Annotated in this window: 14 protein-coding genes; 8 read left to right on the top strand and 6 right to left on the bottom strand. The window is 64.4% G+C overall.

What is annotated here, in order from left to right:
- The first annotated feature begins 2 nt into the window (after nucleotides 1-2).
- The 7 genes from rapZ (at nucleotide 3) to secG (ending at nucleotide 6,558) form a co-directional block, all read left to right on the top strand.
- Nucleotides 3-875: an RNase adapter RapZ gene (rapZ, locus tag G6016_RS12850; protein ID WP_182633027.1), complete on the top strand. Its 873-nt coding sequence runs from the start codon at nucleotides 3-5 to the stop codon at nucleotides 873-875.
- 7 nt (nucleotides 876-882) lie between these two features.
- Nucleotides 883-1,872: a gluconeogenesis factor YvcK family protein gene (locus tag G6016_RS12845; protein ID WP_182633090.1), complete on the top strand. Its 990-nt coding sequence runs from the start codon at nucleotides 883-885 to the stop codon at nucleotides 1,870-1,872.
- Between the two features lie 25 nt (nucleotides 1,873-1,897).
- Nucleotides 1,898-2,881, top strand: a complete 984-nt coding sequence (gene whiA / locus G6016_RS12840; RefSeq protein WP_182633026.1) for a DNA-binding protein WhiA — start codon at nucleotides 1,898-1,900, stop codon at nucleotides 2,879-2,881.
- Between the two features lie 132 nt (nucleotides 2,882-3,013).
- The gene (gap, locus tag G6016_RS12835; RefSeq protein ID WP_182633025.1) at nucleotides 3,014-4,030 is read left to right on the top strand and encodes a type I glyceraldehyde-3-phosphate dehydrogenase; all 1,017 of its coding nucleotides are present in this window, start codon (nucleotides 3,014-3,016) and stop codon (nucleotides 4,028-4,030) included.
- A 136-nt stretch (nucleotides 4,031-4,166) separates the two neighbouring features.
- On the top strand, nucleotides 4,167-5,384 hold the full coding sequence (locus G6016_RS12830; protein WP_182633024.1) for a phosphoglycerate kinase: 1,218 nt from the start codon (nucleotides 4,167-4,169) through the stop codon (nucleotides 5,382-5,384).
- A 27-nt stretch (nucleotides 5,385-5,411) separates the two neighbouring features.
- Complete coding sequence (gene tpiA / locus G6016_RS12825) at nucleotides 5,412-6,197, top strand: triose-phosphate isomerase (protein WP_182633023.1); 786 nt, start codon at nucleotides 5,412-5,414, stop codon at nucleotides 6,195-6,197.
- Between the two features lie 127 nt (nucleotides 6,198-6,324).
- A complete protein-coding gene (gene secG, locus G6016_RS12820) occupies nucleotides 6,325-6,558 on the top strand; it encodes a preprotein translocase subunit SecG (protein WP_182633022.1) in 234 nt (77 codons plus the stop codon).
- Between the two features lie 112 nt (nucleotides 6,559-6,670).
- Here the strand turns inward: secG and pgl are convergent, their stop codons facing one another.
- The 5 genes from pgl to tkt are packed head-to-tail and all read right to left on the bottom strand — an operon-like array spanning nucleotide 6,671 to nucleotide 13,139.
- Nucleotides 6,671-7,390, bottom strand: coding sequence for a 6-phosphogluconolactonase (pgl, locus tag G6016_RS12815; protein WP_182633021.1), 720 nt, complete (start codon nucleotides 7,388-7,390; stop codon nucleotides 6,671-6,673).
- Between the two features lie 46 nt (nucleotides 7,391-7,436).
- Nucleotides 7,437-8,357 carry a glucose-6-phosphate dehydrogenase assembly protein OpcA gene (locus G6016_RS12810; RefSeq protein ID WP_338403607.1) on the bottom strand — a complete coding sequence of 307 codons (921 nt, stop codon included), beginning with the start codon at nucleotides 8,355-8,357 and terminating at the stop codon, nucleotides 7,437-7,439.
- Complete coding sequence (gene zwf / locus G6016_RS12805; RefSeq protein WP_422110481.1) at nucleotides 8,354-9,928, bottom strand: glucose-6-phosphate dehydrogenase; 1,575 nt, start codon at nucleotides 9,926-9,928, stop codon at nucleotides 8,354-8,356. Before zwf ends, G6016_RS12810 begins: the two co-directional genes overlap by 4 nt.
- Nucleotides 9,925-11,034, bottom strand: coding sequence for a transaldolase (gene tal, locus G6016_RS12800; protein ID WP_241730285.1), 1,110 nt, complete (start codon nucleotides 11,032-11,034; stop codon nucleotides 9,925-9,927). The genes zwf and tal overlap by 4 nt, the downstream gene beginning before the upstream one ends.
- Nucleotides 11,031-13,139: a transketolase gene (tkt, locus tag G6016_RS12795; protein ID WP_182633018.1), complete on the bottom strand. Its 2,109-nt coding sequence runs from the start codon at nucleotides 13,137-13,139 to the stop codon at nucleotides 11,031-11,033. Before tkt ends, tal begins: the two co-directional genes overlap by 4 nt.
- A gap of 283 nt (nucleotides 13,140-13,422) precedes the next feature.
- Here tkt and G6016_RS12790 point away from each other — a divergent pair, with 283 nt between their 5' ends.
- Nucleotides 13,423-14,331 (top strand): heme o synthase, encoded by a 909-nt coding sequence (locus G6016_RS12790; protein ID WP_187354568.1) that lies wholly within the window; start codon nucleotides 13,423-13,425, stop codon nucleotides 14,329-14,331.
- 35 nt (nucleotides 14,332-14,366) lie between these two features.
- On the opposite strand, the gene G6016_RS12785 is transcribed toward G6016_RS12790, so the two are convergent.
- Nucleotides 14,367-15,335: a quinone oxidoreductase family protein gene (locus G6016_RS12785; RefSeq protein WP_182633017.1), complete on the bottom strand. Its 969-nt coding sequence runs from the start codon at nucleotides 15,333-15,335 to the stop codon at nucleotides 14,367-14,369.
- Nucleotides 15,336-15,341 lie beyond the last annotated feature (6 nt).

The raw sequence follows: 15,341 nt of genomic DNA, 5'->3' as shown, positions 1-15,341 counted from the left end.
TGATGGTCGACAGCGATCAGCAGCGTGAGCTACTCCTGATCAGCGGGATGTCCGGCGCAGGAAAGGGCACGGCCTCGAAGGTGCTCGAGGAGTTCGGCTGGTACGTCGTAGACAATCTCCCCCTGGAGTTCGTTGGTGACTTCCTGACCCAGATCGGCGAGTCGGAGTCCGGTCCGCAACGGCTGGCGATGGTTGTCGACACCCGCAGCATCGGCTTTGACGAATACCTGGAAGACCTCCTCGAGCACTTCGCCAGTTCAACCGGAGCCCGCATCCTGTTCCTCGAGGCGTCCGACGAAGCGCTCGTGAGCAGGTTCAACAACGTCCGCCGCTCCCATCCGCTGCAGTCCGGAGGCGGTCTCATCGACGGAATCGTCCGCGAACGGCGGGTCCTGGAGGGACTGCGGGGCCGTGCCGATGTCGTCGTCGACACCTCGAACCTCAGCGTCCACGACCTGCGACATCGCCTGGAAACCCCCTTCGGTGATCTCGGTTTCGACTTCCACCTCACCGTCGAGTCGTTCGGGTTCAAATACGGCGTACCTGTTGATGTAGACATGCTTCTCGACATGCGATTCCTGCCGAATCCACATTGGATCCCCGAACTCCAACCGCATACCGGTAGGGACAAACCCGTGCAGGACTACGTCCTCGCCGATCAGTCGATCGAGGAATACCTCACATCAGCGGAGACGATGATTCGTCTGGCGATGACCGGCTACAGGCGCGAGGGCAAGCGATACATGACCATCGCGGTCGGCTGTACCGGAGGTAAGCATCGCTCCGTGGCGATCTCCGAATCGCTCGCCGGGCGCCTCAACGACCTGGACTCGGTCAATGTCCACGTACGCCATCGCGATCTGGGTCGGGAATGAGTCCACGATGACATCGGACAACACTCCGCCCATCGGGTCTGTAGTGGCTCTCGGCGGTGGCCACGGACTCTCCGCCACTCTGCGGGCGGCCCGACTGGTCGCCGAGAAGGTCACGGCCGTCGTCACCGTCGCCGACGACGGTGGATCCTCGGGGCGATTGCGTCGAGAGATGGGAATCCTGCCACCCGGCGACCTGCGGATGGCACTGTGCGCCCTGGCAGCCGACGACGACGATCACGACCGTCTGACCCGCTTGTTCCAACACCGGTACGGAGGCACCGGCGCGCTAGCCGGCCATGCCGTGGGAAACCTGGTCTTCGCAGGCCTGTGGGAACTTCTCGGAGATCCGATCGAAGCACTCGATGCCGCAGGCTCCATCCTCGGGGTCACCGGACGAGTACTGCCGATGTCGCCGGTGGCGCTGGACATCGCCGCGGAGGTCGTGGGACTCGAAGCGGATCCGCGTGTCGTGCGCACCATCATTGGCCAGGTCGCCGTGGCCACCACTCCGGGACGGGTCAGGCGTGTGCGCCTCATCCCACCCGACCCGCCGGCCGCTGCCGGCGTCGTCGACGCCATCGAGAACGCCGATCTGGTGGTACTCGGTCCCGGATCCTGGTTCACCAGTGTCATCCCCAATGTCCTTATCCGTGAGATCGCTGATGCGCTCGCTCGCACAGACGCGACTAAGGTGCTGGTGTTGAACCTCGCGCCGCAACCTGGGGAGACCGCGGGGTTCTCAGCCGAACAACACTTGCACGTGTTGCGCCAACACACCCCGGAGATCGAGTTCGACTCGGTTCTGGTCGATTCCCGGATGCCGTTGAGCGCGACCGAGCGGGAGCACCTCGAGCGTGCCGCCGCCGGCCTCGGTGCACGAGTGGTGACCGCCGAGATCGCACGCACCGGGGCCGATGGGAACATGATGGCCGTCCATGATCCGGTCCTGCTGGCCTCGGTGTTGGCAACCTCGACGCCCGCGCCCGCGGGCGAGTAGACCACGTGAGTAGAAGGAGCAGGGAGTGTCGCTGACCGCACAGGTCAAGTCCGAACTGGTGAGGGTCCCCGTGGGGAACTCCGACACCAGGAAAGCGGAGGTCGCCGCCCTCCTGCGGTTCGCCGGAACCCTGCAGGTCCTGTCCGGCCGCCTCGTCATCGAGGCAGAGGTGGATTCGGGCGACATCGCCGATCGTCTCGCGGGGGAACTCGACTCACTATTCGGCATGTCCTGCGAGATTCACCCGATCGGGGGATCCGGAGGACGCACAGCCCGGAAGTTCGTCATTCGTCTCATCGACCGCGGTGCCGACCTGGCGAGACAGTTGGGACTGGTCGACAGCTCGGGCCGCAGCGTCCGCGGCCTTCCTGCAGCTGTCGTGGGCGGCCCCGTCACTTCCGCAGAAGCAGCGTGGCGTGGCGCGTTCCTGGCTCATGGGTCACTCACCAAGCCTGGTCGCTCGTCGGCTCTCGAAGTCACCGCCCCCGGCGCAGAAGCAGCGATGGCGCTCGTCGGAGCCGCCCGTCGACTCGGGGTCACCGCCAAGGCGCGCGAAGTTCGTGGCGGGGACCGTGTGGTCATTCGCGACGGCGAGGCGATCGGGGTGCTGCTCGCTCGCATGGGCGCCAGCGACACGCGAGACCTGTGGGAGGAGCGCCGGTCCCGGGGCGAGGTCCGCGCCACCGCGAACCGACTCGCCAACTTCGATGACGCGAATCTCCGACGTTCCGCCCGGGCCGCGGTGGCCGCCGCGGCCCGGGTCCAGCGTGCTCTGGAGATCCTGGGCGAGGACGTCCCGGATCACCTACTTTCGGCCGGCGAACTCCGGGTACAGCACCGGCAGTCCTCGCTCGAAGAACTCGGGCAGCTCGCCGATCCGCCCATGACAAAGGACGCCGTGGCGGGCCGGATTCGTCGCCTGCTGTCGATGGCGGACCGAAAGGCATCAGAGCTCGGTATCCCGGACACGGAGTCCGTGGTCACAGAGGACATGCTCGACGACGCCTAAATGGCGGCGGGACCCTGCACGGGTGTTCGCCGCTGCGGGTAGTCTGAGTCACGTCATCGGCCACGTGTGGCCGTTATGGCGCTGAACGTTCTCGCACCATCAATCTCGCAGCATCAATAAGGAGACATCGAAGTGACCGTGCGCGTAGGCATCAACGGATTCGGACGTATCGGCCGCAACTTCTACCGCGCGGTGGAGGCTCTCAAGGCCCAGGGCGAGACTGACATCGAGATTGTCGCCGTCAACGATCTCACCACGAACGACATGCTCGCCCACCTCCTGAAGTACGACTCGACGCTCGGTCGCCTGGGCAAGGACGTCACCTTCGACGACAACTCTCTGACCGTCGGTGGCACCAAGATCGGCGCCCTGGCGATCAAGGAGGGCCCTGCCTCCGTGCCGTGGGGTGACTACGGAGTGGACGTCGTCGTCGAGTCCACCGGCATCTTCACGAACGCCGACAAGGCACGCGGTCACCTGGAGGGTGGGGCCAAGAAGGTAATCATCTCGGCCCCCGCCTCCGGTGAGGACCTCACCGTGGTCATGGGCGTCAATGACGATCAGTACGACGGCTCGCAGACGATCATCTCTAACGCATCCTGCACGACCAACTGCCTCGCGCCGGTCGCCAAGGTCCTGTCCGACGAGTTCGGCATCATCAAGGGCCTGATGACCACTGTTCACGCGTACACGGCCGATCAGAACCTGCTCGACGCGCCGCACAAGGATCCGCGCCGTGCCCGCGCTGCCGCGCTGAACATGGTTCCGACCTCCACCGGTGCCGCCAAGGCCGTCGCCCTGGTCCTGCCGGAGCTCAAGGGCAAGTTCGACGGCTACGCCGTGCGTGTCCCGCTGCCCACCGGCTCGCTGACCGACCTCACGGTCGAGCTCGAGAAGAAGGCGTCGGTCGACGAGGTCAACGCGGCGGTCAAGGCCGCCGCCGAGGGGCCGATGAAGGGCATCCTCAAGTACACCGAGGATCCGATCGTGTCCTCCGACATCGTCACCGATCCGCACTCGTCGATCTTTGACGCGCCGCTGACCAAGGCCATCGACGGCCAGATCAAGATCGCCTCCTGGTACGACAATGAGTGGGGCTACTCCAACCGCCTCGCCGACCTGATCGGCCTCGTCGGCAAGTCCCTCTGATCTTTTCAGGGGCCTGACAACACCAGTTCCACCACCGGGCCCGGTCCGCGGACGCACTCAGGTGCGTTCCGACCGGGCCCGGTCGGGCATCAGCACTCATCCATCACCACAGCACATCCCCACAGGAGTCCACCCCATGGCAGTGAGCACGCTCTCCGACCTGCTTGAGGCCGGCGTTGAGGGTCGCAAGATCCTCGTCCGCTGTGACCTCAACGTCCCGCTCGACGGGACGACGATCACGGACGCAGGTCGCATCACGGCCTCACTGCCCACACTCAATGCCCTGCTGGACGCCGGGGCAGCCCTGGTGATCACCGCTCACCTCGGTCGACCCGGCGGCAAGGTGGACTCGGAATACTCTCTGGCTCCTGTGGCCGAGAAGCTCGGCGACGAACTCGGCCGCTACGTGCAGCTCGCCGGTGACGTGGTGGGGTCCGACGCCCGTGAGCGCGCCAACGGACTAACCGACGGCGACGTCCTGCTCGTCGAGAACGTGCGCTTCGATCCGCGTGAGACGAGCAAGAACGAGGCGGAGCGTTCGGAGTTCGCAGCTGAACTGGCGAAGCTGGTCGGAGAGGACGGCGCGTTCGTCTCCAACGGTTTCGGTGTGGTTCACCGTGCGCAGGCATCGGTGTACGACGTGGCCAAGGTACTGCCCGCGTACGCCGGCGATCTCGTCCAGAGCGAGGTGGACGTCCTCGCCGACCTGACCGGCGACCCGAAGCGGCCGTACGCCGTAGTGCTCGGCGGCTCGAAGGTTTCCGACAAGCTCGCCGTGATCGAGGCCCTGGCACCGAAGGTCGACACGCTCGTCATCGGGGGTGGCATGTGCTTCACCTTCCTCGCCGCACAGGGGCACTCGGTCGGATCATCCCTCCTACAGGAGGAGATGATCGACACCTGCAAGGACCTCCTGGCCAAATTCGGCGATGTGATCACGCTGCCCGTCGACGTGGTGGCCGCCGATAGCTTTTCCGCAGATGCCCCACACGCCACGGTCTCTGCTGAAGCGATCCCCGACGGCAAGATGGGCCTGGACATCGGCCCGGACTCCGTGGCCGCATTCGCCGAGAAACTCTCTGCCGCCAAGACTGTGTTCTGGAACGGCCCCATGGGCGTGTTCGAGTTCGAGGCGTTCTCCGCCGGCACTCGTGGGGTGGCCGAGGCCATCATCACCGCCACCAAGGATGGCGCATTCTCCGTCGTCGGTGGCGGCGACTCCGCCGCGGCGGTGCGGACTCTGGGATTGGGGGAGGAGAACTTCTCTCACATCTCCACCGGCGGTGGTGCCTCGTTGGAGTACCTCGAGGGCAAGGAACTTCCGGGCGTCACCGCGCTCGAGCGCGGTAACTGACTCGGATCGTCGACAACAGGAGAGAACATGGCACGCACACCGCTCATCGCCGGCAACTGGAAGATGAACCTCAATCACCTTGAGGCCATCGCTCTCGTGCAGAAGGTCGCCTTCGCATTGCCAGAGAAGTACCTCGAGAAGGTGGATGTGGCGTTCATCCCGCCGTTCACCGATATCCGCGGTGTCCAGATCGTCATCGAGGGCGACAAGCTCGGATTCGCCTATGGCGCTCAGGACGTATCGGTTCACGAATCCGGCGCCTACACCGGCGAGATCTCGGCGGCGATGCTCGCCAAGCTCGGCTGCACCTATGTGGTCGTGGGCCACTCCGAGCGTCGCGATTACCACGCTGAGTCTGACGAACTGGTGGCTGCCAAGGCTGCCGCAAGCCACAAGCATGGACTCACCCCGATCGTCTGCGTTGGGGAGAAGCTCGATGTCCGGGAGGCCGGCGATCACGTGTCCTTCGTGGTCGAGCAGCTCAAGGGCTCGCTTGCCGGACTCTCCAAGGCTCAGCTCGCCGAGACCGTCATCGCATATGAGCCGGTCTGGGCGATCGGAACCGGCAAGACCGCATCGGCAGCGGACGCCCAGGAGGTGTGTTCGGCGATCCGTGGAGCGTTGGCCGATCTCGCGGACGATGAGACCGCGGAGTCGATGAGAGTGCTGTACGGCGGAAGTGTCAATGCTTCCAACGTCGGTGAGCTCCTCGAGCAGCCGGACGTTGACGGCGGCCTCGTTGGCGGCGCATCACTTAAGCCGGACGAGTTCGCACAGCTGTCTGCGATCGCCGCCGGTGGGCCGCTGCCCTGATTCCTACAGCCGGGCACGCGCAGTCCTGTGGGTATGCGCGTGCCCGGATTAGCCACAGACTGCCAACCAGGTAGTCTGTAGCGGTCGACATCCGACCGCCCGACCCGACGTGAGGCACGATCTCTACATGAAGCTCGCCCTGGACCTGTTCCTCATCATCTCCAGCCTGCTGTTGATGCTGTTCATCCTGCTGCACCGCGGCAAGGGTGGCGGTCTGTCCTCGCTGTTCGGCGGCGGCGTTCAGTCGAGCCTGTCCGGCTCGAGCGTCGTGGAGCGCAACCTCGACCGCGTCACAGTAATCGTGTCGGTGCTGTGGCTGATCGGAATCGTGGCAGTTGGCTTGGTGGTCCGCTTCGGCTGACCCTCATCCCGCAACTTTTGGTGCGCGTTCTTCGCGCACAAGACACGGGGTGCGCCTCGTCCTCGCGGACGACGCGCACCCCGTTCAACTTTGTGCTGGGTGCCTGCCGGCACTACATCATCGACGCTGCGGGACCGTCGAGGTGAAAGGTGGTCGACTCCAAGCCCCGCGCTCCGGCGACTGGCCACTGTTGCGGATCCGTTCCTTCAATTCCCCTGGCTACCGCCTCCGCCTTGCCGTCGCCAGTGGCCACAACGATCACATGGCGCGAACGCCGGATCGCGGGAAGGGTGAAGGTGAGCCTCTCGGGTGGGGGCTTGGGGCAGTCTCTGACGCCCATAATGAGTTCTTCTGTCTCGGACACGGCCGGAGTATCGGGAAAAATCGAGTCGATATGCCCTTCCGGTCCCATGCCTAGAAGGGTCACGTCAAACAGTGGCGCATCTCCTGGGGGAAGTGACTGCGCCTCCCGGAACTCCTTCGCGGCAGCGAAGACATCAGTGTTCTCGGCACTGAGGGTCGGCCATCGGTGAATTGTTGGTCTTTCACCAAGAATATCCAGCAGGACTTCATCTAGCTGCCCGTCATTTCGCTCGGGATCTCCGGCGGCCACGAAACGTTCATCGCCGAAGTAGATGGTCACACGCTCCCATTCGATCTCGGCCGTAGCGAGCGCGGCAGCGGTCTTCACTCCCGCGCTACCACCGGTGAGCGATAACACCGCCCGACCGGACTCTGCGATGCGCTCGTTGAGATGCGTGGTGACTTCCATTGCTGCGGATGTGGCGAGACTGTCGAGGTCGGGATGAACGTGATGGCGGATGTCTGACATCGAAACTCCTGGGATGGGCTGGGTTCTGCTGGTGAGCCGCTTGGCGTCAGCGGACCGAGGCTGAGGTGTAGATGACCCGATCGATGTTGTCGAGTGCATCCGCATAGACCCCATCGGTGTCCATGCGCCGCAACTCTTCCGAGAGACAGTCGGCGACACTGCGTCCCACGATTGCAACGCGGGTAGTGGGTTGTCCGGTTATGCGTAGCTCTGCCGCGGTGGAGCTGATCTGAGTGAGCACGATTGATCCTGATTCGCGCTCGAGAACGACCATGGAGGGGCCGACTGCTCGTTGGACGTCTATCCCCAGCCTGGATGCCAGCCAACCTCCCGCCAAGTCGACAGATGCTGCTCTTTCGGGCCCGCATACCGTCGCGCCGGTGATCGGTTCATACGGCGGACTGTCCAGCGTTGCTGCGAGGATCGACCGCCAATGGGTAATTCTCGCCCAAGCCAGGTCCGTATCGCCCGGGGAATAACCGGCAACACGTTTTGCCAAAGCGTCTGTCGGATGACCTTCGGTATCGGAATCGACAATTCGACGACGTGCGAGACGTCCGACTTTGTCAGCGGAGAGCAGAGTCGGGGAATGCCGAGGCCACCAGACTGCGAGTGGCGTGTCGGGGAGAAGGAGCGGAGTCACTATCGAGGCTGACTGGGACGCCAGGCCGCCGGAGGTGCGGAGAACAACGACCTCTGCCGCGCCCGCATCCCCACCTACTCGGATCTGTCCGTCGAGTCGGTCAGGGTCGGCGCGCCGGCCACGGATGACCACGATCACACGACAAGGATGTTCGCGACTCGCCTCGTTCGCGGCGTCGATCGCGGCCTCGCTTCCACGGACGTGGTCGGTGAGCACGATGAGTGTGAGTACCCGCCCGATCGTACTGAGGCCGGCTTCTTCGCGAATCTGCACGAGCTTCTTCGCAATGTCTCTGGTGGAGGTATCGGGAAGATCGATGATCATGGTCGCCTCCATGCCCGGCCACTGCGTGCCAAGATCTCATCGGCGCCCTTGGGCCCCCAGGTGCCGGCTTGGTACTGCTCGGGGACGCCCTGCGCTGCCCACTCCCGCAGCACGGGATCGAGGAGCATCCAACTCAATTCCACTTCCCTCGAGACAGGAAACAGGGAGGGCTCGCCGAGAAGAACATCGAGAATCAGCCGCTCATAGGCCTCGGGCGACGACTCGGTGAACGCCTCGCCATAGGCGAAGTCCATATTGACGTCGCGGACCTCCATCGCGGTTCCCGGCACCTTCGACCCGAACCGCAGAGTGACACCCTCGTCCGGCTGTACTCGGATGACCAGGGCGTTCTGGCCCAGTTCCTGGGTCATCGTCGCGTCAAAGGGGAGGTGCGGAGCACGACGGAATACCACCGCGATCTCGGTTACCCTGCGGCCCAGGCGCTTACCGGTCCGAAGGTAGAAGGGCACGCCAGCCCAGCGACGATTGTGCACCTCCAGCGTGATGGCGGCGTAGGTCTCCGTCGTGGACGAGGGGTCGTACCCTTCCTCCTCCTTGAGTCCCACCACGTGCTCCGAGCCCTGCCACCCGGCCGAGTACTGTCCGCGGGCAGCGGTCTCGGAAATCGGCAGCGCCAACGACGTCGACTCGAGCACTTTGGTCTTTTCCGCCCTCAGTGCAGATGCAGAAAAGTCGGTCGGTTCTTCCATCGCGACCAGCGCCATCAACTGGATGAGGTGGTTCTGAATGACGTCGCGTGCGGCACCGATGCCGTCGTAGTAGCCCGCGCGCCCGCCGAGGCCGATGTCCTCAGCCATCGTGATCTGGACATGGTCAACGTGATTGGCATTCCAGACTGGCTCGAACAATTGGTTCGCGAAGCGGAGCGCAAGAATGTTCTGGACGGTTTCTTTGCCCAGATAATGGTCGATACGAAAGACGGAGTCCTCGGGGAACACCGCGCCCACGACATTGTTGAGTTCTTTGGCACTGGCGAGGTCGTGCCCGAACGGCTTCTCGATCACCACGCGGCGCCACGCGCCCTCTGGTCCCTTGGTCGCCCCCGTCCGATCCAGGTGTCGACATACGGTGGGGAAGTCGTCCGGTGGGATCGACAGATAGAACCCGTAGTTGCCGGCGGTGCCGCGCTCAGCCTCCAATGCGGTCAACTGCTCCGCTAAACGGTCGAATCCCGCATCATCATCGAACGTGCCCGTGACAAAACGCAGTCCGACGGCGAGTTGCTCCCAGACGTCCTCACGGAACGGGGTTCGACATCGTTCTTTTGCACACTCTCGTGCGAATTCTGCAAATTGTTCGTGAGTCCACTTCCGGCGACCGAATCCGATCAGCGAGAAGCTGGGTGGAAGGAGTCCGCGATTGGCGAGGTCGTAGATCGCGGGGATCAGCTTCTTCTTCGACAGGTCACCAGTGACCCCGAAAATCACCAGTCCAGATGGTCCGGCGATTCGCGGGAGCCGGCGATCTCGCGGGTCACGGAGCGGGTTGGACGGCGCCAGCGTGCCGACGCCGTCCTCAACCGGGTCGTTTTCCCGGTGCGTACTTTTCACGAACTTGACGGGATCTCGTCGATACGCGCGGTGACGGTACCAAGGAGGTCGTCCCATGCTGCGACGAACTTGTCTACGCCCTGCTTCTCCAGGAGGGTGAAGACCTCGTCGAGATCGACCCCCTCAGCACGCAGCGCCTCAAGGGTCGCGTGAGACGCAGCTGCGCTCCCACGTACGGTGTCACCTTCCAAGACGCCGTGATCGGCGAAGGCTTCCATGGTTGCGAAGGGCATCGTGTTGACGGTCCCGTGCGTAACCAGACCGGTCACGTAGAGCGTGTCGGGGTACGCCGGATCCTTGACTCCGGTCGAAGCCCAGAGCAAACGCTGCGGGCGCGCGCCTCGATCGGCCAGTGCACCGAAACGACCGCTCGTGTCGAAGACCTCGTCGTAGACCTCCTGGCAGAGCCGCGCGTTGGCAAGTCCGGCTTGACCCCGAAGCTCAGAATCGCCGGAGAGTCGCGAATCGACCTCGGTATCGAGGCGAGAGACGAAGACCGAGGCGACGGAATGAATGGTGGACAGGTCGTGACCGGCCTCAGCCGCGCGCTCAAGACCGTCGATGTACGCCTCGGCCACCTTTCGGTACTGGTCGACGGAAAAAATCAGCGTCACGTTCACGTCGATACCCTTGCCGATGACCTCCGTGATGGCAGGGAGTCCGGCCGCGGTGGCGGGGATCTTGATCATGACGTTGGGACGGTCGACCGCGGCTCGAAGCTCTACCGCCTGGGAGACCGTCTCCTCGGTCTTGTCCGCCAATCGCGGATCGACCTCGAGGGACACCCGACCGTCGACGCCATCGGTCGACGCGTAGGTGTCGGCGAGGACATCGCAGGCATCCCTCACGTCAGCGGTCGTCAACTCGCGAACAACTGCATCGACGTCGCGGTCCGCGGAAACTGCAGCGGTGAGCGCAGATTCGTAGGCTGACGAGTCGGACAAAGCTGACTGGAATATCGCCGGATTGGTGGTGACTCCAACAACGGACAACGCTGACATGCGTGCGGCGAGCTCGCCGGATGTGAGGAGTTGACGTGACAGGTCGTCAAGCCAGACGGACACGCCAGCGGCGCTGAGTGCAGCGAGATTCGCGTTGGTCATCATGCCTCCTCGGCAACGGCCGCGAGTGAGTCGCGAGCGGCGGAGACCACTGCGTCTGCGGTGATCCCAAACTCGTTGAACAGTGTCTGGTACGGCGCAGATGCGCCGAAGTGCTCAAGGGAGACCGCGCGTCCCGCGTCACCGATGAACCGGTGCCACGGCATCGCGATTCCGGCCTCCACCGAAACGCGTGCCTTCACGGCCCGCGGGAGAACTGATTCGCGGTACTCGGCGTCCTGCTGGTCGAAGAACTCGACACAGGGCATCGAGACGACGCGGGTCGCGATTCCCTCGGCCTCCAGGGTCTCCCGGGCCGCAACGGCGAGCTGTACCTCTGAGCCGGTTCCGATGAGGATCAGCTCGGGCTTTCCGGTCGACGCCTCGGCGAGGACGTAGCCACCCCGCTCGACACCTTCGCGGGCCAACTCTGCGGAACCTTCCAGCACCGGCACGTCCTGGCGGGTCAAGCACAGCCCCTTCGGCCCATCGAGGGCCATGAGCATCGCGCGCCAGGCGGCAGCCGTCTCGTTGGCGTCCGCCGGACGCAGGATCGCGAGTCCCGGAATTGCGCGAAGCGCTGCCAACTGCTCGACCGGCTGGTGCGTGGGACCGTCCTCGCCGAGCCCGATCGAGTCGTGGGTCCACACGTAGTACGCATTGCTTCCCTGGAGTGCCGCCAGCCGAACCGCCGGTCGCATGTACTCGCTGAAGATGAGGAAGGTACCCCCGTAGGGGCGCGTCGGGCCGTGCAGGGCGATCCCATTGAGAATCGCGCCCATCGCGTGCTCCCGGATACCGAAGTGGAGATTGCGCCCGTAGGGAGACGCCGTCCACGTGTCAGTGGAGATGGTGCTCGGGCCGAACGAATCCGCACCCTTGATGGGGGTGTTGTTGGATCCCGCCAGGTCCGCCGATCCACCCCACAGCTCGGGCAACTTGGCCGCGAGAGCCTGAATTGCCGCGGCCGATGCCTTGCGGGTTGCCACGCCCTTGAGATCGGCCTCCCAAGTGGGCAGATCTGCGTCCCACCCATCGGGCAGCGAACCCGAGTAGAGGCGGTCGAAGAGTGCCTTGCGCTCGGGGTTCGCCTCGGCCCAGGCATGGAACATGTCGCTCCACTGGGCGTGGACCCGAGCACCGCGATCGCGGGCCCCACGAGTATGCGCGATCACCTCGTCAGCGACGGTGAACGGCTCGGTTCCCCCCATGCCGAGCGCGGTCTTGACCGCGTCGACCTCGTCCTGGCCGAGGGCCGCACCGTGCGAGGCACCGGTGTTCATCAGGTTCGGAGCGGGGTAGGCGATGACGGTGCGCAGCACGATCAGCGAAGGCTTGTCAGTCACCGCGCGCGCATCTGCGATTGCCTCCTCGATCGCCGCGACATCCTCGCCCCCGTTCACGGTCTGCACGTGCCAGCCATAGGCCTCGTACCGGGCTGCGACGTCCTCGGTGAACGCGATCTTCGTGTCGTCCTCGATCGAGATCTCATTGTCGTCGTACACCGCGATCAGGTTGCCGAGCTTCTGTGTCCCGGCCAGCGACGATGCCTCGGCCGTGACACCTTCCTGAAGGTCCCCGTCCGAAGCGACCACGTAGATGAAGTGGTCAAACGGGCTCTTGCCGGCGGGGGCATCCGGGTCCAGGAGGCCGCGCTCGTACCGGGCGGCCATCGCCATTCCTACCGCGGAGGCCAGCCCCTGCCCGAGGGGACCGGTTGTGATCTCGACACCGTCGGTGTGGTTCCACTCGGGATGTCCGGGAGTCAGGGATCCCCACGTGCGCAGTGCCTTCAGATCCTCGAGCTCGAGTCCGAAGCCCGCGAGATACAACTGCACGTATTGGGTCAGCGACGTGTGTCCGCAGGACAGGACGAAACGGTCACGACCGATCCACTTCGGATCAGTCGGATCGTGCCGCATCACACGCTGGTAGAGGGTGTATGCCAGGGGAGCGAGGCTCATCGCGGTGCCGGGGTGCCCGCTACCGCAGTTCTGGACGGCCTCCGCAGCGAGGACACGAGCGGTGTCCACGGCGCGGGTGTCCAGGTCGGTCCAGTCGGACGGGTGGCGGGCGGTGGTGAGCTCGGTGATCTCCGACGCGCTGGTCACTTGTGGTACTCCCGGGTCGAGGGTGCGGCGCGGATCCGCGCATATGTCGTCCACCACCCTAATGGTCGACGGCGCAGGAGGTGGTCGGGTCCCCGCCCCCGCTCTTTCGCGGACGCCGAGGGCGGCACGTAGTATCAGCAAAGTAGTGCGTTCACGTCTGCGGCAAGGAGATACGGTGCAAGATTCCACCCCGACCCGGAGTGGGGGGCCGTCCGTCTCTCCTCCCGCGTCTTCGGGGCGTCCGGCGCCATCCAGCGGGCCCACCCGCGCGATTGATGTGGTGATGGCTTACATCGCTCTCACCAAGCCCAGGGTGATCGAACTCCTTCTCGTCGCAGCGATCCCGGCTCTACTCCAGGCTGACCGCGGTCACATTCACCTGTCGCTGGTTCTTCTGACCCTCGTCGGCGGTTGGATGGGCGCAGCGAGTGCGAACTCGCTCAACATGGTGGTCGACTATGACATCGACCAGGTGATGAAGCGCACTGAGCGGCGACCGCTCGCTCGGCACGCGATCACGCGACGTGCAGCGCTGATCTTCGGTCTCGTCCTGGGCGTCGCCAGCATGCTGTGGTTGGGACTTCTCGCGAACAGTTGGCTTGCCGCGTTCTTCATCCTCATCACGATCCTGTTCTACGTGATCGTCTACTCGATGATCCTCAAGCGGCGCACAGCCCAGAACGTGGTCTGGGGTGGTGCTGCAGGTTGTATGCCCGTGTTCGTCTCCTGGGCGGTCATCACCGACAACCTGCCGGAAGGGCAGCCCCACAACTGGTGGCAGGCGGTCGTGCTGTTCCTGGTCATCTTCTTCTGGACGCCCCCACACACATGGGCCTTGGCGATGCGCTACAAGGAGGACTACAAGGCGGCTGGAGTGCCGATGCTGCCGGTGGTCATGTCCGAGGAGGGCGTTACCCGGCGGATCACCATCTATACCTGGGTGACAGTGGTGTGCACCCTCGCCCTGGTGCCGGCCGCCGGATGGATCTACGCAATCGGTGCCATCGGCTTCGGCGTGTGGTTCATCGTGATGGCGCACCGGCTCGAGGCTGGCGTTCGTCGCGGTATCGAGGTCAAGCCACTCAAGCTGTTCATCCTGTCCAATAACTACCTCGCCGGTGTCTTCGTCGCACTGTCCGTCGACGCGGTTCTGGGTCTGCAGACCGTGTCCGAGATGGTGTCCGCACTCTGACCAGTGCTGGACCCACCGGGTTCCGTCCACTGGAGTCAGCGCAGGGGATCCAGAACGATGGATCCGGTGGTTCCGCGAGCTTGCAGTGCCCGATGCGCGTCAGCGGCCTGTGACAGACCGTAGGTCGCCCCCACCTGGAGGCGTAGCGTGCCGTCGACGATGCCTTCGAGAACTTCCGAAGCTCGGTCACGGAATTCCTCGGTGGTGGCGATGAAATCGGCCAGGGTGGGTCTGGTTAGGAACACCGAACCAGCCGAGTTGAGGCGCTGCGGGTCAACCGGTGGAACCGGCCCACTGGCGGCACCGAAAAGCACCATCGACCCCCGACGTGCAAGGGAAGAAAGACTCGAGTCGAACGTGTCCTTGCCGACACCGTCGAACACGGTGGCCACTCCACCGTCAGAAAGTTCTCGCACTCGTTCTGGGGTCGCCTGCGGGTAGAGCAGGACGTGGTGCGCGCCGAGTGCCCGGCACTTTTCCGCCTTTTCTTCCGTCGAGGTTGTGGTGATGACGCGGAATCCACGAGCCACCGCGAGTTGAATGAGGAGTTGGCCGACCCCTCCGGCACCGGCGGTGATCAGGATTGTGTCGCCTTCCATCGCTCGATGCGTATCGGTGATGAGATAGTGCGCAGTCAGGCCTTGGAGGAGCATCGACGCGGCGATGTCGTCGTCGACCCCTTCAGGCACGGCGACCAGTGACTCCACCGGTGCCACGACGTACTCCGCGTACGACCCAGGGGCCTGGCACCAAGCGACACGGTCCCCGACAACAAGGTCCTTCGTGCCCTGACCGACCGCCTCGATCACACCGGCTCCCTCACTCCCGGGAACGAACGGCAGGTCACGCGGATAGATTCCCTCACGAAAGTAGGTGTCGATGTAGTTGACGCCCACCGCGGTGGTGCGGATCAGAACCTCACCCGGCCCCGGCTTGGGATGCTCGATATCGACTGGGGTGAGAACGTCGGGTCCGCCGTGCTGGGTGATCTGTATCGCTCGCATGCCGCC

It is taken from the genome of Dietzia aerolata (assembly GCF_014144865.1).
GTDB classification, from domain to species: Bacteria; Actinomycetota; Actinomycetes; order Mycobacteriales; family Mycobacteriaceae; genus Dietzia; species Dietzia aerolata.
Note: the sequence above shows the minus strand (reverse complement) of the source record. Positions and strands in the feature narration are given on the sequence as shown.